This window comes from Pandoraea captiosa, assembly GCF_902459775.1.
In the GTDB taxonomy this organism is placed as follows: domain Bacteria; phylum Pseudomonadota; class Gammaproteobacteria; order Burkholderiales; family Burkholderiaceae; genus Pandoraea; species Pandoraea captiosa.
Genome location: NZ_CABPSQ010000017.1, coordinates 1 through 22,501, shown reverse-complemented (window position 1 = coordinate 22,501; position 22,501 = coordinate 1). Strand labels below are relative to the sequence as shown.

Sequence of the window (22,501 nt, the reverse complement as noted above, 5' to 3'; positions counted from 1 at the left end):
TCGCGACAACGGTCATCGTTCACAACGGACCTGAGCACGCCAAGGAGACGAAGCCATGGAACTACAGAGCAGTCGGCAACTTCCGGTTGCCCGGGACGTCGCGTGGATCGCGTTGAACGATCCGGGCGTCCTGCAGGGATGCATTCCCGGTTGCGAGTCGATTGAGCGCGTGGACGAGACGACGTGGACCATCGTGGTGGCCGCAACGCTCGGACCTCTGGCCGGACGCTGGACCGGTCGCATCAAGCTCACCGATGTCGTCGTGCCTACGGCCTACACCTTGAACTTCGACGGGTTGGGCTCGTCTGCCGGGCACACGCGCGGCCGCGCTGCCGTTACGCTGCACGCGCAAGGACCGATGAGCACATTGCTCACGTATGACCTCAAGGCACAGCTCGGCGGAGAAGCCGGAGATCGCGCGGGCCTCGATTCGCCCGCAATGCAAGCCGCTGTGCGCAAGCTCGCCGACGAGTTTTTTCGCCGTCTGACGGCGGCCGTCGCGCCGCATCACGCGCTGAACGACCCTGTTGCCGCCGACGGCGAGATCGCGGCAGCGCTCGCCACGGACGCCGCCACACGCGACATGCCGTCCGCGCGGGGCAAGATGGCGCGCTGGTGGCCATGGGCCGTCGCGTTGCTGGTACTGATCTTCATCGTGATGTGGGGCAACCATGCCAGCTGAACGGCGTCAGGCAAAACAAGCTCAGATCGTTGCTGCGCCCGACGCGACCAGGGAATTGCTCGAGAGCGCTCAAGCGCCGGAAGCCGCCAGCAAGGAACCCGCTGTCGCCGGCGTAGCGGGCTACGATGTTCGCGTACGTATTCGCGATGGAGAAACGCCGGTGTTCGGGCCGGGGCGTCTCACGCTGCTGCGCGCCATCGAGGCGACCGGTTCGATCTCGGCGGCGGCACGGCGCATGAACATGTCTTATCGGCGCGCCTGGCTGCTGGTCGAGGCGATGAATCACGAGTTCCGCGAGCCGCTTGTCACGCGTCATATCGGCGGCGTATCCGGTGGCGGGGCGCAACTTACGCCCTTCGCGCAGAATCTCGTCGCTCATTACGACACCCTCATTAACGAAATTCGCTCATTGCTCGACGCTCACGTGCCGACTTTCGACGCATATCTCAAAAGCGGCAAGTCGATCGAACCGGACGACGTCTGATTAACGTCCCGCCAACCTCGGATTCGTCCGATCCCCGCCAGCCAAGGGTTTGCGGCCATCCCGCCCGCGAAATCGAAGGACTTTGCGCGCACACGCCGACGCATTTCCAGCGCATAGTCGACGCCGATTACCGCCCGAGATCCGAATATTTTTACGATCCTCACGAAAACGTTATTTTTTCGTGAGGACTTCGTCACTGGCCCGACGCGACACTAGCTCCATCGAACGCAATCGCTGCGATGGAGATGCCGATGTCCACCCTGACGAAGACCGCGCCCCCTGCGACACAGCCGCCCGCGCGGCGTGCGCCCGTCCAGCCGGCATGGCTGCGCGTGACCCACTGGCTCAACGTGCTGGCGGTCGTCGTGATGGTCATGAGCGGCTGGCGCATCTATAACGCCTCACCCATCTTCGCTTTCCGTTTTCCTAACGAGATGACCCTCGGCGGCTGGCTCGGCGGTGCGCTGCTATGGCATTTCGCCGCGATGTGGCTGCTCGCCGCCAACGGGCTGATCTATCTGCTCACGAACCTCGCGAGCGGACGTTTCGTGCGGCGCTTCTTTCCGCTCACACCGCGGGGCGTGGTGCGCGATCTCTTCGCCGCTGCGCGGGGTCGACTTGCGCACGACGATCCCCGTCACTACAACCAGGTGCAGCGTGCCGCTTATCTCTTCGCCGTGCTCGATCTCGTGCTGCTCATCGCCTCGGGGCTTGCGATCTGGAAGCCCGTGCAACTCGGCTGGCTGTGCACGCTTTTCGGCGGATTCCAGGGCGCGCGTCTCGTTCACTTCATTGCGATGGCCGCGCTGGTGGGGTTCGTCGCGATTCACGTGGTGATGGTGGCGCTGGTACCACGCACGCTGCGCACCATGATCACCGGGCGCTGAGCGTCGACGTCACCTTCTGAACGGTGACGACGCGAGATTACACATCAGGACGGCACTGTCATGAGCCTTGAACGCAAATCCAACATCGTCGCGCCCCACGCGCCGCTCATTCGCGACGGCGACGCGATTCTCCACGAAGCCCGCGCGCTGATGGCGCGTCGTGTGGCCGAACCCTCGCGCAGGGCGTTTCTCACGCGCACGTTGTCGCTCGGTGGTGTGGCGCTGCTCTCGGGCTGCTCGCTCGACGACAACGCGAGCGTGGAGTCGGCGCTGAACAAGATCTCTCGCTGGAACGACCGGGTGCAGGCCGCGCTGTTTCGTCGGGACGTGCTTGCCCCGACGTTCCCCGCCTCGGCGATCACGCGTCCGTTCCCGTTCAATGCGTTCTACTCGATCGACGAAGCGCCGGTCGTGGAAGAAGCCGACTACCGGCTGGAGCTGTCGGGGCTGATCGCGGACAAGGCGCCGTGGCGGCTCGACGCCTTGCGCGAGTTCGCAGCGCCACGGGCCGCGGAGCAAATCACGCGACACGTTTGCGTGGAAGGGTGGAGCGCCATCGGTCGCTGGGGCGGCGTGACGTTCGCCGATTTTCTGCGTCGCATCGGCGCGGACACGACAGCCAGATACGTCGGCTTCAAATGCGCGGACGATTACTACACGAGTATCGACATGCCGACGGCGCTGCACCCGCAGACGCTGCTCGCGCTGACCTACGACGGCCAGACGCTGCCGAGGGAGTACGGCTTCCCCATGAAGCTGCGCATTCCCACGAAGCTCGGCTACAAGAATCCCAAACATATCCAAGCGATCTACGTGACCAACACGTACTCGGGCGGGTACTGGGAGGACCAGGGCTACAACTGGTTCGGCGGCAGTTGATGTGACGGCCGGGGCGGCTCGACCGACCCCGGTGCGCATGGCTGCACGATCACGGGACGGACAGGAAACGTCTCACTAAAAATTCTCAATCATGGAGTCATAGCAATGAAGACGCGATATCTGGCAGTGATGGCAATGAGCCTGGCGCTCGGCACCGGCGCAGCATTTGCGCAGGACGCGATGAGCAAGACAGATGCGATGGGCAAGGGCGACGCCATGGCCAAGCCCGACGCCATGGGTAAAGGCGACGCCATGAAGAAGGGCGATGCGATGGCCAAGCACGATGCCATGGGCAAAGGCGACGCCATGAAGAAAGGCGACGCGATGGGCAAGGGCGATGCGATGAAGAAGGGCGACGCGATGGGCAAAGGCGACGCGATGAGCAAGTGAGCCATCGCGGCTGTGCAGGCGTAATTCAGCGCCATTAGGCCTGATGCGGCCTGATGCAGCCTGATGCGGCCCGACAAGGCGTCGCAACGCAATGCCGTTGCGACGCCTTGTGTTTTTGCGCGATGCGCCGAAGGGGACGCAGTGCATCGGCGCATGCGTGGACTACCGGGTCAGCGCAACCGATTTGATGAGCAGATAGACGTCATGGCCCGGTGCGAGGCGCAACTGATCGGCCGAGTATCGTGTAATACGTGCACGCAGCACGGTAGGCGTACCGTCGCCATGCAACGTCGCACTCACTTCTACCGCGTCGCCCATGTCGCGCAGTGTTGCGACCCGTGCACGCAACACGTTGAGCACGCTGGTGTCGACCGGCGCCGAAGTGGCAACGGCGACGTCGCGCTCGCGAACGAGGATGCGGCAGACGTCGCCTGCCTGTCCGCCCGCGCGCGGCACCCGCAGGCGAATCGTGTCGCCGCCGCCTACGGCCAGTTCGGTGAGGCCATACCGTGCGTCGTGCGCGACGATGCGCGTCTCCAGCACCGTGCCGGGGGCCTCGGCAGCGCTATCGAAGGCGTCACGATGCACGTTCAGAACGTCGGCCGGCGCCCCTTGCGAGATCGTGCGACCGTCCTTGAAGAGCACCACCTGATCGGCCAGCCGCATCACTTCGTCGAGCGAGTGCGTGACGTACAGCACCGGCAATTTCAACTCGTGCCGGATGCGATTCAGATAGTCGAGCACTTCCAGACGCCGCGCATGATCGAGCGACGCGAGCGGCTCGTCCATGAGGAGCAGGCGCGGGCACGACAGCAACGCTCTGCCGATACCCACGCGCTGCTTTTCCCCGCCCGACAAGGCGCCCGGACGCCGGTTCAGTAAATGTCCGAGGTTGAGCACGTCGACCACATGCTCCGGCGCGATGGCGCCGGTGCCCGCAGCCGCCACGTCGCGGCGTCGCAGCCAGCGACCGAAGAGCAGGTTCTGGCGGACGGTGAAGTGCGGCAGCAGGCGAGCGTCCTGAAACACGTAGCCGATGCGCCTGCGCCAGGCGGGCAGTGCGATGCCGGCGGCGCTGTCGAAGAGGACATCGTCGCCCACGACGATGCGCCCGGCGTCGGGCCTGAGCAGGCCGGACACCGCATTGACCACGGTGCTCTTGCCACTGCCGGACGGACCGAACAGTGCGCTCACGCCCATGCCGACGGCGAACTCGGCGTCGAGGGTGAAGTCACCGAAGCGATGTTGGAGACGAACGTCAACCGTCATGACCGAGCGCCTTGCGATTGCCGAAGCGGATCATGACTTCGGAGAAGATGAGCGTGGCGACGGCCAGCACGACCGATATCGCGCACAGGCGCCAGACCATGGCGTCGCCGTCGGGGACTTGCGTGGCGGTGTAGATCGCGAGGGGCAACGTCTGCGTTTGCCCGGGAATGTTCGAGACGAAGGTGATGGTGGCGCCGAACTCGCCGAGCGCGCGCGCAAATGCCAGCACGAAGCCGTGCAGCACGCCGGTGGCCGTGAGTGGCAACGTGACGGTGAGAAAGGTGAGCCACGGGCCTGCGCCGAGCGTCTGTGCCGCTTGCTCCAGCTTCGTGTCCGACGCTTCGAGCGCCTGCCGGATGGCGCGCACGAGCAGCGGGAATCCCATCACGCCGGCAGCGAGCGCGGCCCCCGTCCAGCGAAAGGCAAAGGTGAAGTGAAACCACTCGCGCAGAAGTTTGCCGATGGCGCCTTGTGCGCCGAACAGCACCAGTAGCGCGAAGCCGACCACGACGGGCGGCAGCACGAGGGGCAGATGCAGAACGGCATCGAGCAGCGCCTTGCCGGGGAAGTGCCGGCGGGCGAGCAGCCAGGCGGCGGCATAGGCGAAGGGCAGGCTGCAAAGCGTGCCCCACAGACCGACGCGCAGGCTGAGTTCGACGATGCCCCACTCGTCCGGGGTCAGGCCCATAACGGTCACTTCCTCGATGGGAGATCAGGGACGGCTGAAACCGAAACGCTGGAACGTGGCCTGCGCCGTGGGCGTTTGCAGGAATTTGTAGAACGGATCGGCATCGGCGCGGTTGGCCTGCTTCGTCAAGGCGACCGGGTAGACGATCGGCGCGTGGCTGTCTGCGGGGAATGTCCCGGCGATGCGCACCCGCTTCTCGGCGTTCGCGTCCGTCTTGTAGACGATGCCGTACGGCGCTTCACCGCGCGCGACGAGCAGCAGCGCATTGCGGACGTTATCGGCCGCAGCGACCTTGCCTTGGACCTTCGACCAGACCCCCAGCTTTTCGAGTGCAGCCTTGCCGTACAGGCCCGCCGGTACGTGCGCGGGGTCGCCCATTGCGAGTTTGCCGTTCGGTACGTGATCGAGCTTCGCTGCGAGGTCGGCGCCCGTCTTGAGGTCGACGTCGCCGGTGGTCGTGGCCGGTGCAATCAGCACCAGTTCGTTACCCAGCAGATTGCGGCGTGTGTTCGGGTCGATCAGATCGTGCTTCTGCGCGTAGTCCATCCAATCCTGATCGGCCGAGATGAACACGTCCGCCGGTGCGCCTTTTTCGATCTGACGGGCGAGGGTGGAGCTCGCCCCGTACACCAGCACCGGCTTCTTCCCCGTCTCCTTTGCGTAGCTGGCCGAAAGATCGTCGAGCGCGTCTTTCATGCTGGCCGCAGCGAATACCTGCTGGGCGGCGACGTGACCGGAAAACAACACGGCCGCGCCGATGGCGGTGACACTCAGCGCGCGGCGCAGCAACTTGCCGGTGGCTCTGATCGCTTCGGTCGGTTCAGTGGCTTTAGTGGCCTCAGTGACGCCTGATGCGAGGGACTTCGGGCAAACGGTGAGGGAAAAGGCAGCAGCGGCTTTCACGAAGCGGGTCTCCAGCATGGGGTGGGAAAGCTGATGTGTGGTCCGGCGGCAACGATCCGTGGCGATCCAGCGTGCCACCCCCGACTGACACGGGCGACCGGCGTGCCGGTCGCCCGGGCAATGTCATGCGTTGTGTAGGATTATATATAACGGTGCGGCGCTGTACAGCCATATGCCGTATCACGGCAGCCGAATGCGCGTCGGTGCGGCGTTTGCGCCTGAGGAAGTGGCGAAATCGGGACACCATGCGCATGCGAGTGGCATGACGTCATGACGGCACGAGCGGGCGGGGATGGTGGTGATGGCGGTGAGGGCGGTGAGGGGGAGGGGCGCGCCGAGCGACGAACCGAGTGAGAGAGGCGACTGGAAGAGGCGACTGGACGAGGGGCTGAAGGGACGGGGGCGGGGCGGCGGGGGATGGCAGCCGCCGCGCGCCTGCTAATTAATATATGTAGTAAATGGCGGCACCCGTCCGAGGTAAGGCCGCCCCGAGGCTCAGACAGCCATCGGCAATACTGCCTTGCCGCCCGGACGCAGCATTGCGGGACTCGTGCGCAGCATATCGAAGAAGCCGTCGACCACGGCGTCGCACTCCGCCCCGAGATCGTAGTCGGGCAGGAACAGCCAGTCGGACATCATGCCGACGACCAGCGCGTGCAGCATGATGGCCGCGCGCCGCGTATCGAGCGCTGCCGGTAATTGCCCGCGCTCGATGGCGCGCTCCATGTCGCGCATGATGCGCTGCTTACCGTCGGCACAGGCCTCGCGCTGGCGCTCCAGTACCGAGAGCATCTCGTTCGTGTATTCGCACTTGTGGAAAAGAATGTCGAGCACGCGACGGCGGCGCTCGTTGCGGGCGGTTTCCTTGAGCACGAGCTTGCAGATCTCGTGCATGCGCAACACCGGATCGCCGTTTTCCGGCTCGGCGCATTCCTCGTCGATCATGCGCTCCATCGGCAAACGGATGCGATCCGTCATGGCGTTGAAGAGGTCGATCTTGTTCTTGAAGTGCCAGTAAATGGCGCCGCGGGTCAGGCCGGCGGCCTCGGCGATGTCGGCCAGCGACGTGCGCGACACGCCCTTCTGAGCGAACACCGCTTCGGCGGTATCCAACAGCAGATTGCGGGTCTCGATCGCTTCTTCTTTCGTTCTGCGGGCCATCGTCGTGTCACAGGGGCAGCGGAAATTGTGAAATGCGATGTAAACGGCGCCGCATTATGTTGCGACGCAATGTGATTTACATACATTCATGAATGTATCTATAATAGCAGCCGCTTGCTCTATTGCACAGGGACCATTTAAGCTGCCTCCTCTAGGGGAAACCTCCCTGACCGGGGAAAGCGAATTGGGGAAGGCGCGCCGCCACACAGGATGTTAGGTGCGTGTCTCAAGGTCGCCTGATGTCCCGGAGCCTGTTCGACGATCTCACTCGAGTGCCAGCGTGCGCGGTAACCGCCGCGCCCGGGGACGTCTTGTTGGCCCGCCACACGGGCTTGTCTCCGATGGCCCGCACATCACGGGCCCTATTGGCACTCGCCGCCCGCCTTTGTGCGACGGGATTGCGGACCGGCCTTCGCCGTCGCAATCGTCGCAACGTATTCGTCATTTTGTTTGACCGCATTCCATTTATCGGGGGCGTATATGCACGTCAAGAGAAGTTCACTGGGGATGGTCACTGCCGTAGCGTTCGCGGTATTGACCCTGGCCGCGTGCGGCAAGAAGCCGCAGCAGCCGCAGGGCATGGTGCCGGAAGTCGGCGTCGTGACGCTGCAACCCCAGAGCGTTACGCTGACGACCGACCTGCCCGGGCGCACGGCGCCTTACCGCGTTGCCGACGTGCGTGCGCGCGTGGACGGCATCGTGCTCAAGCGCGATTTCACCGAAGGCGGTGACGTCAAGGCAGGCCAGCGTCTGTACAAGATCGATCCGGCCACGTATCAGGCCGCGTACGAAAACGCCAAGGCAACGCTGGCGAAGGCCGTGGCGAACCAGGCCTCGACCAAGCTGCTGGCCGATCGCTACAAGCAACTGGTCGCCGTCGAAGCCGTGTCCAAGCAGGACTACGACAACGCGGTCGCCGCCGCGCTGCAGGCCGACGCGGACGTTCAGGCCGGCAAGGCTGCCGTCGATACGGCGCGGATCAACCTGGGCTACACCGACGTGCCGGCCCCGATCTCGGGCCGTACCGGTCTGTCGCAAGTGACCGAAGGCGCGTACGTGCAGGCGGGCGCCGCCACGCTCATGACGACCGTGCAGCAGATCGACCCGATGTACGTTGACGTGACGCAATCGGCCGCAGACGGCCTGCGTCTGCGCCGCGCGCTTGCCGACGGCAAGCTCCAGAGCGCCGGCAAGAACGCCGCCAAGGTCGAACTGACGCTGGAAGACGGCACGGCATACCCGCTCGAAGGCAAGCTTCAGTTCTCGGACATCACCGTCGACCAGTCGACCGGTTCGGTGACGGTGCGCGCCATTTTCCCGAACCCGAATCGTGAGTTGCTGCCGGGCATGTTCGTGCACGCCAAGCTCCAGGAAGGTGTGAAGGAAGGCGGTCTGCTGGTGCCGCAACAAGGCGTGACGCGTGACCAGAAGGGGCAACCCACGGCGCTGATCGTGAACAAGGAAGGCAAGGTCGAGCTGCGTCAGCTCGTCACCGACCGTGCGGTTGGCGACAAGTGGCTGGTGAGCTCGGGTCTGGCCGCAGGCGATCAGGTGATCGTGTCCGGTCTTCAGAAGGTGCGCCCGGGCGCACCGGCGAAGGCAGTCCCGGCGCAGTTGCCGGGTGCACAGGCGCAAGCGCCGGCAGGTGCGAGCGCACCGGCCGCAGCGAGCGCATCGCAGGCCGACGCCGCCTCTAGCGCCAAAGCCCAATAACGCGGAGCCTCATTCATGGCAAAGTTTTTTATCGATCGCCCGATCTTTGCTTGGGTGATCGCCATTGTCATCATGCTGGCCGGTGCGCTGTCGATTCTGAAGCTGCCGGTCTCGCAGTACCCGCCGATCGCACCGCCGTCCGTGCAGATCACCGCGACCTATCCGGGCGCTTCGGCGCAGACCGTGCAGGATACGGTCACGCAGGTGATCGAGCAGCAGATGAACGGTATCGACCACCTGGAATACATGTCGTCGACGTCGGACGGCTCGGGTACCGCCCAGATCACGCTGACGTTCGCGCAGGGGACCAACCCCGACATCGCCCAGGTGCAGGTGCAGAACAAGCTGCAACTCGCCACGCCGCTGCTGCCGCAGCAGGTGCAACAGCAGGGTATCAAGGTGGCCAAGGCGACCAAGAACTTCCTGCTGGTGATCGGCGCGTATTCCGATGACGGCACGATGACCGACATCGACCTGGCGAACTACATTGCCGCCAACGTGCAGGACCCGATCAGCCGTGTGAACGGCGTGGGGCAGGTCCAGCTGTTCGGTTCGCAGTACGCCATGCGCGTGTGGGTCGATCCGCAGAAGCTCAACGGCTACAACCTGACCGTCATCGACGTCTCGAACGCCATTCAGGCGCAGAACGTGCAGATCTCGGCCGGTGAGCTGGGTGGCGCGCCTGCGGTGAAGGGTCAGCAGCTCAACGCGACCGTGACGGCGCAAAGCCGTCTGCAAACGCCGGAGCAGTTCCGCAAGATTCTGCTCAAGGTCAACAAGGACGGCTCGCAAGTGCGTCTGGGTGACGTGGCGCGCATCGAGCTGGGCGGCGAATCGTATCAGGTGGTGGCGCGTTACAACGCCAAGCCTGCCGCCGGTCTGGCCATTACGCTGGCGACGGGCGCGAACGCATTGCAAACGGCGACAGCGGTCAAGCAGCAGGTCAAGGAACTCGAGCCGTACTTCCCGCAGGGCATGAAGGTCGACTATCCGTACGACACCACGCCGTTCGTGAAGATCTCGATCGAGGAAGTGATCAAGACCCTCATCGAAGGGATCGTGCTGGTGTTCCTCGTGATGTATCTGTTCCTGCAAAATCTGCGGGCAACGATCATCCCGACGATTGCCGTGCCGGTGGTGCTGCTCGGTACGTTCGGCATCATGGGCGCAGCGGGCTTCTCCATCAACACGCTGTCGATGTTCGGCCTGGTGCTGGCCATCGGTCTGCTCGTCGACGATGCCATTGTGGTGGTCGAAAACGTCGAGCGGGTGATGGCCGAGGAGGGGCTGAGTCCGAAGGAGGCCACGAAGAAGGCGATGGATCAGATCGTCGGCGCGCTGGTGGGTGTGGCGCTCGTGCTCTCGGCGGTGTTCGTGCCGATGGCGTTCTTCGGCGGCTCGACCGGTGCCATCTATCGCCAGTTCTCGCTGACGATCGTGGCGGCGATGGCGCTGTCGGTGCTCGTGGCTATCGTGCTCACGCCGGCCATGTGCGCGACGATCCTCAAGCCGATCAAGAAGGGCGAAGTCCACGAAAAGCGGGGTTTCTTCGGCTGGTTCAACCGCAAGTTCGACAGCGGCTCGAAGGCGTATCAGGGGCAGGTGGAGCGCATTCTGAAGCGCACCACCCCGTTCGTGGTCGTCTACGTGGTGATCGTGGCCGTGGTGGGCTTCCTGTTCGTGCGCATGCCGACCGCATTCTTGCCGGACGAAGACCAGGGTTACTTCTTCAACCTCGTGCAATTGCCGCCGGGGGCGACGCAGGAGCGTACGCTCGACGTCATGAAGCAGGTCGAGAAGCACTACCTCGAGAAGGAAAAGGATTCGGTTCGTTCGATCTTTACGGTGACGGGCTTCGGCTTTAACGGCCGGGGTCAGAACGTGGGTCTCGCGTTCACGATGATGAAGCCGTGGGAAGACCGCCAGGCATCCGACCTCAAGGTGCAGGCCGTGATCGCGCGTTCCTACCAGGCGTTCGCCAGCGTGAAGGACGCCATGATCTTCGCCATCAACCCGCCGTCGGTGCCGGAACTCGGTAACGCGGGCGGTATCGACTTCGAGTTGCAGGATCGCGCGGGCCTCGGCCACGACGCGCTCATGGCAGCCCGGAATCAGTTGCTGGGCATGGCCGCGAAGAACCCGAATCTTGCGAACATGCGTCCGAACGGTCTGGACGATACGCCGCAGTACAAGGTGGATGTCGACGAGGAAAAGGCCGCAGCACTGGGTCTGTCGATCTCGGACGTGTACCAGACGCTCTCGGCCTCGTGGGGTTCGTCGTACGTGAACGACTTCATCGACCGCGGTCGTGTGAAGAAGGTCTACGTGATGGCGGAACCGAAGGACCGGATGCTGCCGCAGGACATCAACAAACTCTACGTGCGTAACAGCAGTGGAACGATGGTGCCGTTCTCGGCTTTCGCCACGGGCAAATGGACGTACGGCTCGCCGCGTCTGGAACGCTACAACGGCGTGCCTGCCGTGGAAATTCAGGGCATGCCGGCACCGGGCAAGTCGTCTGGCGACGCGATGAAGGCGGTCGAGGAAATCGCGAAGCAACTGCCGCCGGGCATCGGTCTGGAGTGGACGGGGCTGTCGTTCGAAGAGCGCATCTCGGGCTCGCAGGCACCGGCGTTGTATGCGATCTCCATCCTGATCGTGTTCTTGTGTCTGGCCGCGTTGTACGAAAGCTGGTCGATCCCGTTCTCGGTGATTCTGGTGGTGCCGCTGGGTGTTTTGGGCGCACTGCTGGCGGCCACGTTGCGCGGATTGTCGAACGACGTGTACTTCCAGGTGGGTCTGCTCACGACGGTGGGTCTGTCCGCGAAGAACGCGATTCTGATCGTGGAATTCGCCAAGGATCTGCAAGAGCAGGGACGTACGCTGATGGAAGCAACGATGGAAGCGGTGCGACTGCGTTTGCGTCCGATTCTGATGACGTCGATGGCGTTCATTCTCGGCGTGTTGCCGCTGGCGATTTCGAACGGTGCCGGCTCGGCGTCGCAGCACGCGATCGGTACCGGCGTGATTGGCGGTATGCTGGCCGCGACGTTCCTCGCAATCTACTACGTGCCCGTCTTCTTCGTGCTGGTGCGCAAGCGCTTCGCACATGAGGATCTGGACACGGTGGAGCATCCGGAGGCACGTCATGAAAACCCGGACGCAACCGACGGTCCCGCCAAGGAAGGAAACTGACCTATGAAGCACAAAGCATTGCCGATTGCCTTGGCGGCAGCGTTCCTGGCAGGCTGTACCCTCGCGCCGACCTATGAGCGGCCCGAGGCGCCGGTTGCCACGTCGTTCCCCACCGGCCCGGCTTACAAGACGCCCGCTGCGGCAAACCAGAACGGCGCCACCGACAGCAATGTCGTGGCAGCCGAGCTGGGCTGGCGCGAGTTCTTTACCGATCCGCGTTTGCAGAAGCTGATCGAGATCGCGTTGCAGAACAACCGCGATCTGCGCGTCTCGATGCTCAATGTCGAAGCGGCGCGTGCGCAGTACCAGATCCAGCGCTCGGCGCTGCTGCCCTCGGTGGGGGCGGCAGGTCAGGCGTCGGTGCAGCGCTCGCCGGCGGACTTGTCGTCGTCGGGACGTGCGGGCATCAGCCGCAGCTATCAGGTCGGCGTAGGGTTCACGTCGTACGAACTCGATCTGTTCGGTCGCATCCAGAGCCTGAAGGATCAGGCGTTGGAGACGTATCTGGCGAGCGAGGACACGGCCAAGGCAGCGCATATGACGCTCGTCTCGGAAGTGGCGACGGCTTATCTCACGTGGCTGGCCGATCAGGAACTGCTCAAGCTCACGCAGGACACGCTCAAGAGCCAGCAATCGTCGTATGACCTGACCAAGCGCAGCTACGACGTGGGTACGGCTTCCGGGCTGGATCTGCGTCAGGCGCAAACGCCGGTCGATACGGCGCGGGCGAACTTCGCGCAGTACACGCGTCAGGTGGCGCAGGACGAGAACGCGCTGGCGCTGCTCATCGGCCAGCCGTTGCCGGCCGATCTGCCGCCGGGGCGTCCGCTCGACGGGCAGGGCCTGCTGGCCGATCTGCCGGCCGGGTTGCCGTCGGACCTGCTGCTGCGCCGTCCGGACGTGACGGCGGCCGAGCACACGCTCAAGGGCGCCAACGCGAACATCGGCGCAGCACGTGCGGCCTTCTTCCCGTCGATTTCCCTGACGGCGAGTGCAGGCACCGCGAGCGCGTCGCTGAGCAATCTGTTCAAGGGCGGGCAGGGGGCATGGTCGTTCGCGCCGACCATTACGCTGCCGATTTTCGCGGGTGGGCAGAACATCGCCAACCTCGATCTGGCCAAGGTGCAAAAGCGTATCGAGATCGCCAACTACGAGAAGTCGATTCAGACGGCGTTCCGCGAAGTGTCCGACGGGCTGGCCGCGCGCGGCACGCTCGACGATCAGATCGCGGCGCAGGAATCGCTGGTCAAGGCGAGCGACGAGAGCTACAAACTCTCGGACATGCGTTACCGCCGGGGCGTGGACAGTTATCTGAACGCGCTCGTGGCGCAGCGCTCGCTGTATGCGTCGCAGCAAACACTGATCGCGACGCGTCTGGCGCGCTGGACCAATCTCGTCACGCTGTACAAGGCGCTCGGCGGCGGTTGGGAGGAGCACAGTGTGCCGGCGAATGCCGGCGGTGCATCAGCCCCTGCGGCATCGTCGTCGTGATGTCGTGATGTCACGGCGGGAGGGGGCGAATAGGTCCGTTGCTCCCGAGCCTGCCGCCGTGATGTGAGCTTTGCAAATCGAAACGCCCGGCGCGTCACTGCGCCGGGCGTTTTGCATGGCGCGTCATGTCTGGCCGACGTTCGCGTTATGGTGTCGCAATGGTCTCGCTAGGGTCTCGCTAGGGTCTCGTTACGGTCTCGTTTCGGTCTCGATATGGACCCGTTATGTTTGCGCGGTTTTGTCTCGTCGCTTTGCGGTCGTGTTCACTGAAAAATCGGCTCAGTTCCCAAGAGGTTTAGACGCAGGGTTCTACGCTGGCCCCTACCTTGCTCAGGCCATCGTCGCTATCCTTGATCGCGTTGTATTCGCAACACCCCGAGCGTCGACGCTTCTGCCACCAATGTTCTTCTGACATCGCCTGGTCGTCGCGCGGGTCACTTATAAGCTGACAGTTTTTCCAGGGAGAGACACCATGAGCGATCTTCAAGCGCGCTTCGACGAAGCGGTAGCCCAATCCAAGACGCTGCCCGAACGCCCCGACAATCTCACGTTGCTGCGCATTTACGCGCTGTTCAAGCAAGGCACCGAAGGCGACGTGACCGGCTCCCGCCCCGGCGCGATGGATTTCGTCGCGCGCGCCAAGTTCGACGCCTGGGACGCGCTCAAAGGCAAGTCGAAGGAGGAAGTGCAGAAGGCCTACGTCGAGCTCATCGAATCGCTCAAGGTCAAGGGCTGACGATGCGCGCGGTGCTCGCATTGGAGCAAGCGTGAGCGCGCCGCGCACGCCTCATTGAGATGGGGTGCGGGACATGCCAGAAACGGCGACTTCGGTCGCCGTTTTTTTATGGGCGAACGCATCGTGGCGCCGGCCGGGCGTCTTGTTCCGGCATATGGCGTGCGGCATGCGGCGTTTGAAGAGTGCGGTGGCCGATAACGGGGTCGGTTTTGCGGTGCCGTCCGATTGGCGTGGTGATGGCGGTGCGCGACGATGGGTGCGTCGTCAACGATCAACGAGATGAGGACTCGCACCATGCAACAGGATCGCCACCACGTGATGCATATGACCGGCCAACATACGGCGCGCGACACGCGCGCCGCAGTGCGAACGAAACGCGCGCGACCGCTCGAGTCGCGAGCGCTCGGCGCGCCGGGGAGGCCCGGAGGGGCGTTTCACGGGCCGGCGCAAAGGCGGCAACCATTGGGCGTGACTCGCGTCATCACACGGTCGCGCAAGACGTCGTGCGACACGTCTGTCTCGCGGGTTTGCTGCGCACGGGAGGCGCCCGGCCGACGTCGTACGCGAGGGGCGGCGTTGCTTGATGTGATGTTCACGCTGACAGCGCTGATGGCCGGAGCACAGGGCTTCGCGCACTGGCAGGCCGCCGGTGGCATGTCGTCTGCGGCGCTCATGGCACGGCCGCAGGCGATGACGATGGCGATGCCACCGGTTTCCGTCGGCGAACGCGCTGCGCAGGGGCATGACTGGCACGACGGGCGTGATGGGCGTGATGGGCGTGATGGGCATGATCGCTCGCGCTCGCCTGACGATTTGTCGGTGGCGTCGATGATCGTCGATGGTCACCAGGGCGAGATCACGATGTCGTCGCTCGGGGCTGAGGTGATGCCGGTGATGGGGCGCCGTTCATGACGACATTGCACAGGCGCGTTCGCCGGGCAACGCCAATGCGCGATGCCAACGGCTTCACGTTACTCGAATGGCTGATCGCCATGCCGTTAGGGCTGCTGATCGTCATGGCGGCGACGGCGATCTATCTCGCAGGAATCCGGTTGTGGCGTGTGCAGGCCGAGCGATACGACGTGAACGAGCGTGCCATCTTCGCGTTGACACAACTCGCGCGCGCGGTCGGCATGGCGGGCTATCGGAACTGGGATCCGGCAGAAGGGCTGATCCGCGCCCTGGACGACGACGGCAAGCGTGACTGGCCGTCCCTGCGAGCGAGTGCCGAGTGCGCGAGCACGATCGACACGTGTCCGAAACGCGGCTGGCAGGGGAGTTCCATCCTTGAGGTGCAATTCCACGGTGCGGGCTTTGGCGACGACAACGGCAATGGCAGCGGCGCCGTGCAGAACTGTGCGGGCATCAATGTGCGGGCGCGCAGCGGTGGTGACAACCGCAATCTCAGCATCTTCTACGTGGACAAGGGCGAGGACGGCGTCCCGTCGCTCTTTTGCCGCTACGGTGAGCGCGCAGCGCACTTCACCGATCTGCATCCCGCACAGGCGTTGGTGATCGGTGTCGAGGCGATGTACGTTCGCCTCGGGATTCGGGCAAACGGCAGGGGGCCGTTGCGCTGGGTGGCGCCGCTCAAGAGTGCGCGACGCAAGCCGCCCAATGCGCCAGCCGGCACCGGCGGTTGGGAAAACGTCAGTGCCGTAGCGTTCTCGCTGGTGCTGCGGGGCGCGCCGCGCGCGGGCGGTAAGCAGCGCACGGGGCGGACGGTCGAAGTGTTCGACAAGGCGACGGGCGGCCGCGAATACAAGTGGTTTTCCAATGCGGGCAACGTCCATCTGCATGTGTTCAATGCGGTGGCCTATCGCCGTAATGACGGTGGCGTCGGCAAGGAGGCACGATGGTTGGTGTCTTCATCGTGATGTGGCTGGCGGCGCTCATGGCGCTGGCGGCTTCGGGCATGCAACATCGGCAGATGGCGACGCGCTTCGTCGCCTACACGAACGACCGGGTCGAAGCTTTCACCGCAGCCGATCGGGCGCTTCTGATCGCGCGCGACAGGCTCGTGAACGGCGACGAAGCCGCCGACATTGCGGCATTGTCCGAGTTCGACACCGGGCCCCACGGCGTGATCGCCGCGAGCTATCGCGACAGCGCCCGGGTGCCGAATCTCGCGGCGGGATGGGTGAAGGTCGACTGGAACGGTCATGGTGTCGTTGCCGTGGATAACGCACGGTACTTCATCGAGCGAGTGGCTTTCACCGGCGTTTTTCCCGATGCAGCGCTGGCAAAGATGGCGAGGGAGTCGTCCATCCGCCGCTATCGGGTGAGTGCGATGGGATGCGGCAAGTTGCCCGGCACGCGCGTCTTCTTGCAAGCCGTTTATGAGGTAAGCGCACCGCGTACGCGTACAGATATCCGTAGCGCAGCGTCCGACGCATTCTCATCGCGGATGTTGAACTGGCGCGAGGTCGTGGCCTGGCACGACAGCTCGATCGTCAAGGCCGACCCCGAAAGGCGGCGTGAACGTTGTGATGTGTAAGCGGCGGCGTGGCGGGCGAAGCATGAGACACACGATGTGCACGATGCGCACATATCGTCCGATGCGTGGCGTCACCTTGATCGAATGCCTTGTCGCAATGGCGATACTGGCAATTGCATTGCTGGCGGTTGCGCCGTCGATGGAAGCGGTGCGTCGCCGCGTGAGTGTGGACGTGACGGCTCGGGCATTTCTGGCAACGATGCAGTGGGCGCGCGCCGAGGCGTTGGGACGACACCGCCGTATTGCGATCGCGCCGCACGACGGCGCGAGCCTGAGCGGCGGCTGGGTGACGTTTGTCGACGAGAACCGGAATCATCGTTTCGATGACGGCGAACTGCTGTTGGCCCGGTATGCGCCGCTGCCGCAAGGGGTCTCGATCGAGGCGAAGTGGGGCTTGTACTACACCGAGGGACTGGCGTTCTCGGAAAGCGGCTTCATACGAACGGAAGCACGCAAATGGCTGTCGGGGACGGTGCGCATTACCGGGCATGATCGACGCATCTGCATCACCATCAATGCCTATGGCCGTGCACGCGTGGCGAAGCGCTGCAATGCGTAGCGAGCAGCCGATTACCGTAATGGGAACGGGCGACAGTGGTTTGCGGTGGTGTGCGGCGGTCGGCAGTCGGCGGCCTACAGCCTAGGGCCGGCGCTCGGCACCGGTCAGCTCGTGGGCGCGATGACCCACCGAGCATGACCTGGATCCTTACATCAGCGGCGGGGTACCGCGATCGTCCCTCTTGGATTCGGGCGGAGTCGTCGTACCCGAAGCGCGCGCCACCGAGGGCGCGCTGCTATCCGGTGCTTTATCCGGTGCGTCGGTCGGCTGAGGCGACGACTTCGTCGATTCCTGCCAGAGCTTGATGCCCTGCCAGGCGAGTACGCCGAGGCTGCCCCATTTGAGGCCACGTCTTGCCAGGCGTCCGACAGGGGTATGCGACAAGCCGGTCAGGGCAATCGATGCCACCGAGCTCACTAGCGGGTATCGCTCGAGCAGGCTGCCGAGTTTGAGGCCCGAACTGGCGAGCCCGCCGAGACCGGTGAGATGGGAAAAACCGCCGGGCAGCAGATAGCGAACCCAGCGGAAGTTGCGCAGACGTTCGCGCGTGACATGTGACGCCTGAATCAACTCGGCACGTTCGACGGCGATGCGCGTGAGCACGAGTTCCTTGCGAATGGCGAGGAGTTCATGACGCGAGCGCCGCGACTGCCGAGGGCGGCGCGGACGTTGAGAGCGGTTCGGTTCCAGCGGCACGGGCAGATCTCCTTCAGTCCGGACGCAAGGCGTCACGGTCCTTTTCGAATTCGGCCAGCGTGGCTTCGAACGGCATTGGCGCATCGCGCAGGATATTGCGCGCGCGCATCGCACACCAGCTCGCGAGCAGCAGATACACGATGAAAACGCCGCACATGGCCTGGAGGCGGTAGGTGTCCCAGAAAATCACGATCACCAGCGCGGTCAGCGACACCAGGGCGAGAACGCCGAAGAGCATCGCAGCAAGGCCGAGAAAAGCCACGCCCATCAGGCGTTCCTTTTCTTCGGTCAGTTCAATGCCGATGAGTTCGATGCGCGACTGTACGATCTCGAGCAACGCACCGGCGAGGCGCCGCAGCGAAGGCCGCGGCGGGGTCGTGCGATCATTGTCGGTCATGGGCAGAGCTGGGCGGCCCGCCTGACCCGTCGCACCGGTCAGGCAGGCTCCGCCTCGGGCAGAGTAGGCGAGAGAGTGACTTGCGTCGGCGAAGCTTACTTGCGATTGAGCAGCAGACCGATCACCACGCCGATGCCGGCAGCGATACCTACGGCCTGCCACGGATGATCATGCACGTAGTCATCGGTCGCGCGCGCGGCTTGCTTGCTCTTTTCCACAACGACGACCTGAACGTCCGAGGCCTTTTCCTTGGCTTGCTTGAGCAGCGCAAGGGCCTTGTCGCTCAACTCGGAAGCGCGCTCGCCAGTCGTGTTGGCAGCTTGCTTGAGCAGGTCTTCGGCGTCGGCGAGTACGGATTTGATATCGGTCATGAACTTCTCCTTGTTGGTATGCACTTGCGACATAGTCGTTACCCGATTCGGGGAGGAAAATGCGTAAGGAATGGACGGTATACGGGGCTTATCGTACCGCTTTCAACGCGTCGTTGCCAGAAAACAACAGCCGGTTCACGGTATATTGCGATTGGTTATTTGGAACAAATTTTTTATTCGTTCTGACTAAGCTTAGCATCCTTTAGTCTAGATCCCACTGAGTTTTAGGTTCTCAAGGAGACCGTAATGACATTGCGTTTGGGTGATATCGCTCCCGATTTCGAGCAGGATTCGTCGATCGGCACGATCAAGTTCCATGAGTACCTTGGCGATGGCTGGGGTGTCCTTTTCTCGCACCCGGCCGACTACACCCCGGTGTGCACGACCGAACTCGGTCTGACCGCGAAACTCAAGGGCGAGTTCGAAAAACGTAACGTCAAGGCGATTGCGCTGTCGGTGGACGACGCCGAGTCGCACAAGGGCTGGATCAACGACATCAACGAAACGCAGAACACCACGGTCAACTTCCCGATCCTGGCCGACAAGGACCGCAAGGTTTCGCAGCTGTACGACATGATTCACCCGAACGCCAGCGAGACCGTGACGGTGCGTTCGTTGTTCGTGATCGATCCGAAGAAAAAGGTGCGTCTGATCATCACGTACCCGGCCAGCACCGGTCGTAATTTCGACGAGATCCTTCGCGTGATCGATTCGCTGCAACTGACCGACAACTATTCGGTCGCCACGCCGGGCAACTGGAAAGATGGCGAAGATGTCGTGATCGTGCCGTCGCTCAAGGACGAAGCCGTGCTCAAGGAGAAATTCCCGAAGGGCTACAAGGCAGTGCGTCCGTACCTGCGCCTGACGCCGCAACCGAACAAGTAAGCCGTTGGCCGACTGTGTGCGTCGGTGAATAGAAAAGCCAGCTCCAATGAGCTGGCTTTTTGTTTGGTACGCGCCGTCACTCGTGGGATTGACGGTCCGCGGCATGCGGCTCGAGAACGACGCGTACCAGACAAGCGTGCCGCTTTCGCAACTGTCGCCGCTTTCGCAGCGACGGGCTTCGATCAGAAGAACGCCTGAATGCCGGTTTGCGCGCGTCCGAGAATCAGGGCGTGGATGTCGTGCGTACCTTCGTAGGTGTTCACCACTTCGAGGTTCACGAGGTGACGGGCGATGCCGAACTCATCCGAGATGCCGTTGCCGCCGAGCATGTCGCGAGCGAGACGAGCTACATCGAGCGCCTTGCCGCACGAATTGCGCTTCATGATCGACGTGATTTCGACGGCGGCCGTGCCTTCGTCCTTCATGCGGCCCAGCCGCAGGCAGCCCTGAAGGCCCAGCGTGATTTCCGTTTGCATGTCGGCGAGCTTCTTCTGAATCAACTGATTGGCTGCCAGCGGACGACCGAACTGCTGACGGTCGAGCACATACTGTCGCGCCATGTGCCAGCAGAACTCCGCCGCGCCCAGCGCACCCCAGGCGATACCATAGCGCGCCGAGTTCAGGCACGTGAACGGTCCCTTCAGGCCGGAGACGCCCGGCATCAGGTTCTCTTCCGGCACGAACACCTGATCCATCACGATTTCGCCGGTGACCGATGCGCGCAGGCCGACCTTGCCGTGAATCGCCGGTGCCGACAGACCCTTCCAGCCCTTCTCCAGGATGAAGCCGCGAATCTTCTCGTCGCCGTTTTCGTCGGCGAGCTTGCCCCACACGACGAAGACGTCGGCGATGGGCGAGTTCGTGATCCACATCTTGGCGCCGCTCAGCTCGTAGCCGCCGGCGACCTTCTTGGCGCGCGTCGTCATGCCAGCCGGGTCCGAGCCATGGTTCGGTTCGGTCAGGCCGAAACAGCCGATCCATTCACCGCTCGCGAGCTTGGGCAGGTATTTCTGTTTCTGTGCTTCGCTGCCGAACTCATAGATGGGGACCATCACCAAAGACGACTGCACCGACATCATCGAGCGGTAGCCCGAGTCCACGCGCTCGACTTCGCGGGCGATCAGACCATAGGCCACATAGTTCAGGCCGGGGCCGCCATATTGTTCGGGAATCGTGGGGCCCAGCAGGCCGATCTCGCCCATTTCGCGAAAGATCGATGCGTCGGTGCGCTCGTGACGGAACGCCTCGAGCACACGCGGCGCGAGCTTGTCGTTCGCATACGCTGCGGCAGCGTCGCGAATCATGCGCTCGTCGGTGGTGAGCTGTGCGTCGAGCAACAGCGGATCTTCCCAATGAAACTGTGCATTGCCTGCCATGACCCATCTCCTCCGTTCAACTTGACGAAAGTTCCGCAATGCGGAACAATGTTCTGAAATCGAAGTTAGTTTAACACTAAAGTTTTTTGCCCGGCAATGGCCGATGTTTGCATTGGCGCGAGCCTGTTGTCGGGCGAAGCAAAATTTGAAGCGGAGCGCGCGATGGCTGTGATCAAAACGTCCCTGTCTTCCCTGACCGGTGCACCGGCGCATGGGGTGCCGCCGTCACACGATGAGCGCAAGTTCGTGACTGCGCTCGCGCGCGGTCTGGATCTGCTGCGCGCTTTCGGGCCGGACGACGTATTGCTCGGCAACCGTGACTTCGCGGCCCGCACCGGGTTGCCGAAGGCCACTGTCAGCCGACTGGCCTATACGCTCACCGAGCTCGGCTATCTGCGCTACGACGCGGAGCTCGGCAAATACGCGCTCGATGCAGGCGTACTCGCGCTGGGCTACGCCTTCCTTAACGGCACGGACATGCTGACGCTCGCTCGCCCGCATATGAGGGCTCTGGCCAGGGAGATGGGGTGTTCCGTCTCGCTGGGTTGTCGCGAAGGCATCGACATGATGTATCTGGAGACGATCCGTAGCGACTCCGCGCATCTCACGCTCGGTCTTACCGCGGGGTCTCGCCTGTCGATGTTGACCAGTTCGATGGGGCGCGTCTACCTCGCGGCCATGACGCCCACGGAGCGCGAGACCATGCTCTCCGATTTGCACGATGCCTACGAGGCGAATCCGGCCGCGTTGCGCAATGTCGGATGGGATGCTTTGCAATCGGGCGTTGACAAAGGCATCGAGTCATTCAAGAGGGAAGGATGCTGTTACTCGTTTCGCGAGTGGCATGAAGGGGTGAACGCGGTCGCGGTGCCGCTAAGAGACGTGCGCCAAAATCGCTGGCTGGCGATGAGTTGCAGCGGGCCGTCGTCGTCGATCCCCGATGCGGTGTTTCGCGATGAGATCGGACCCCGGCTCAAGCAACTGGCTGCGCGGCTGAGCGGGCAAGCCTGATCGAATCGAGTCGCTTGATCTGTTGTCCGTGCTGCCTGAGGTTAATCGACTCGGGTGTCGCCCGCGGCGCTCCACTGCCTTTTAAGTCGCACCGCGGGCGACACCCGAGCCGATCCGCAACCGCCATCGACGCGACGACACCCACCGAACAGGACAATGGATGGCGGTGATTGTCCGGCCCCTGACGCAGCGACTTAACAAGCATTGGAGCGGAGTCAGGGGCCGGGCAAG

23 protein-coding genes are annotated in these 22,501 nt (G+C 63.5%); 15 read left to right on the top strand and 8 right to left on the bottom strand.

What is annotated here, in order from left to right:
• Nucleotides 1-55 precede the first annotated feature (55 nt).
• From PCA31118_RS25020 to PCA31118_RS25000, 5 genes are all read left to right on the top strand, one after another.
• The gene (locus PCA31118_RS25020; RefSeq protein WP_150627658.1) at nt 56-682 is read left to right on the top strand and encodes an SRPBCC family protein; all 627 of its coding nucleotides are present in this window, start codon (nt 56-58) and stop codon (nt 680-682) included.
• A complete protein-coding gene (locus PCA31118_RS25015; protein WP_150627657.1) occupies nt 672-1,166 on the top strand; it encodes a winged helix-turn-helix domain-containing protein in 495 nt (164 codons plus the stop codon). Before PCA31118_RS25020 ends, PCA31118_RS25015 begins: the two co-directional genes overlap by 11 nt.
• A gap of 251 nt (nt 1,167-1,417) precedes the next feature.
• Nucleotides 1,418-2,053 (top strand): cytochrome b/b6 domain-containing protein, encoded by a 636-nt coding sequence (locus tag PCA31118_RS25010; RefSeq protein WP_246190427.1) that lies wholly within the window; start codon nt 1,418-1,420, stop codon nt 2,051-2,053.
• Nucleotides 2,054-2,113: 60 nt separating this feature from the next.
• On the top strand, nt 2,114-2,932 hold the full coding sequence (locus PCA31118_RS25005) for a molybdopterin-dependent oxidoreductase (RefSeq protein ID WP_150627655.1): 819 nt from the start codon (nt 2,114-2,116) through the stop codon (nt 2,930-2,932).
• Between the two features lie 105 nt (nt 2,933-3,037).
• Entirely contained in the window at nt 3,038-3,322 is a 285-nt protein-coding gene (locus PCA31118_RS25000) for a pentapeptide MXKDX repeat protein (RefSeq protein ID WP_150627654.1), read from the top strand.
• A 162-nt stretch (nt 3,323-3,484) separates the two neighbouring features.
• On the opposite strand, the gene modC is transcribed toward PCA31118_RS25000, so the two are convergent.
• The 4 genes from modC to PCA31118_RS24980 form a co-directional block, all read right to left on the bottom strand.
• Complete coding sequence (gene modC, locus PCA31118_RS24995) at nt 3,485-4,591, bottom strand: molybdenum ABC transporter ATP-binding protein (protein ID WP_150627653.1); 1,107 nt, start codon at nt 4,589-4,591, stop codon at nt 3,485-3,487.
• Nucleotides 4,581-5,279 (bottom strand): molybdate ABC transporter permease subunit, encoded by a 699-nt coding sequence (gene modB / locus PCA31118_RS24990; RefSeq protein WP_044456641.1) that lies wholly within the window; start codon nt 5,277-5,279, stop codon nt 4,581-4,583. Before modB ends, modC begins: the two co-directional genes overlap by 11 nt.
• A 24-nt stretch (nt 5,280-5,303) precedes the next feature.
• Nucleotides 5,304-6,182: a molybdate ABC transporter substrate-binding protein gene (gene modA / locus PCA31118_RS24985; RefSeq protein ID WP_246190426.1), complete on the bottom strand. Its 879-nt coding sequence runs from the start codon at nt 6,180-6,182 to the stop codon at nt 5,304-5,306.
• 495 nt (nt 6,183-6,677) lie between these two features.
• Nucleotides 6,678-7,343, bottom strand: coding sequence for a TetR family transcriptional regulator (locus tag PCA31118_RS24980; protein WP_150627652.1), 666 nt, complete (start codon nt 7,341-7,343; stop codon nt 6,678-6,680).
• A 480-nt stretch (nt 7,344-7,823) separates the two neighbouring features.
• Between PCA31118_RS24980 and PCA31118_RS24975 the strand changes: the two genes are divergently transcribed.
• From PCA31118_RS24975 to PCA31118_RS24940, 8 genes are all read left to right on the top strand, one after another.
• Entirely contained in the window at nt 7,824-9,056 is a 1,233-nt protein-coding gene (locus PCA31118_RS24975; protein WP_150627651.1) for an efflux RND transporter periplasmic adaptor subunit, read from the top strand.
• Nucleotides 9,057-9,071: 15 nt separating this feature from the next.
• Complete coding sequence (locus tag PCA31118_RS24970) at nt 9,072-12,251, top strand: efflux RND transporter permease subunit (protein WP_150627650.1); 3,180 nt, start codon at nt 9,072-9,074, stop codon at nt 12,249-12,251.
• Between the two features lie 3 nt (nt 12,252-12,254).
• A complete protein-coding gene (gene adeC, locus PCA31118_RS24965) occupies nt 12,255-13,742 on the top strand; it encodes an AdeC/AdeK/OprM family multidrug efflux complex outer membrane factor (RefSeq protein ID WP_150627649.1) in 1,488 nt (495 codons plus the stop codon).
• A gap of 472 nt (nt 13,743-14,214) precedes the next feature.
• Entirely contained in the window at nt 14,215-14,478 is a 264-nt protein-coding gene (locus tag PCA31118_RS24960; protein WP_150627648.1) for an acyl-CoA-binding protein, read from the top strand.
• 588 nt (nt 14,479-15,066) lie between these two features.
• Nucleotides 15,067-15,390: a hypothetical protein gene (locus PCA31118_RS24955; protein ID WP_150627647.1), complete on the top strand. Its 324-nt coding sequence runs from the start codon at nt 15,067-15,069 to the stop codon at nt 15,388-15,390.
• Nucleotides 15,387-16,355, top strand: coding sequence for a PilW family protein (locus PCA31118_RS24950; protein WP_150627646.1), 969 nt, complete (start codon nt 15,387-15,389; stop codon nt 16,353-16,355). Before PCA31118_RS24955 ends, PCA31118_RS24950 begins: the two co-directional genes overlap by 4 nt.
• Nucleotides 16,334-16,975, top strand: a complete 642-nt coding sequence (locus PCA31118_RS24945; RefSeq protein WP_150627645.1) for a pilus assembly protein — start codon at nt 16,334-16,336, stop codon at nt 16,973-16,975. The genes PCA31118_RS24950 and PCA31118_RS24945 overlap by 22 nt, the downstream gene beginning before the upstream one ends.
• 43 nt (nt 16,976-17,018) lie before the next feature.
• The gene (locus tag PCA31118_RS24940) at nt 17,019-17,534 is read left to right on the top strand and encodes a GspH/FimT family pseudopilin (protein WP_174990600.1); all 516 of its coding nucleotides are present in this window, start codon (nt 17,019-17,021) and stop codon (nt 17,532-17,534) included.
• A 147-nt stretch (nt 17,535-17,681) separates the two neighbouring features.
• On the opposite strand, the gene PCA31118_RS24935 is transcribed toward PCA31118_RS24940, so the two are convergent.
• From PCA31118_RS24935 to PCA31118_RS24925, 3 genes are all read right to left on the bottom strand, one after another.
• Nucleotides 17,682-18,230 (bottom strand): DUF3318 domain-containing protein, encoded by a 549-nt coding sequence (locus tag PCA31118_RS24935; RefSeq protein WP_174990599.1) that lies wholly within the window; start codon nt 18,228-18,230, stop codon nt 17,682-17,684.
• A gap of 13 nt (nt 18,231-18,243) precedes the next feature.
• Nucleotides 18,244-18,627: a phage holin family protein gene (locus PCA31118_RS24930; RefSeq protein ID WP_150627642.1), complete on the bottom strand. Its 384-nt coding sequence runs from the start codon at nt 18,625-18,627 to the stop codon at nt 18,244-18,246.
• 95 nt (nt 18,628-18,722) lie between these two features.
• Nucleotides 18,723-19,031 (bottom strand): ElaB/YgaM/YqjD family protein, encoded by a 309-nt coding sequence (locus PCA31118_RS24925; RefSeq protein ID WP_044456631.1) that lies wholly within the window; start codon nt 19,029-19,031, stop codon nt 18,723-18,725.
• A gap of 213 nt (nt 19,032-19,244) precedes the next feature.
• Between PCA31118_RS24925 and PCA31118_RS24920 the strand changes: the two genes are divergently transcribed.
• Nucleotides 19,245-19,883 (top strand): peroxiredoxin, encoded by a 639-nt coding sequence (locus PCA31118_RS24920; protein ID WP_044456630.1) that lies wholly within the window; start codon nt 19,245-19,247, stop codon nt 19,881-19,883.
• 182 nt (nt 19,884-20,065) lie between these two features.
• Here the strand turns inward: PCA31118_RS24920 and PCA31118_RS24915 are convergent, their stop codons facing one another.
• The gene (locus PCA31118_RS24915; RefSeq protein ID WP_150627641.1) at nt 20,066-21,259 is read right to left on the bottom strand and encodes an acyl-CoA dehydrogenase; all 1,194 of its coding nucleotides are present in this window, start codon (nt 21,257-21,259) and stop codon (nt 20,066-20,068) included.
• A 162-nt stretch (nt 21,260-21,421) separates the two neighbouring features.
• Between PCA31118_RS24915 and PCA31118_RS24910 the strand changes: the two genes are divergently transcribed.
• Complete coding sequence (locus PCA31118_RS24910; protein ID WP_246190425.1) at nt 21,422-22,270, top strand: IclR family transcriptional regulator; 849 nt, start codon at nt 21,422-21,424, stop codon at nt 22,268-22,270.
• Nucleotides 22,271-22,501: the final 231 nt, after the last annotated feature.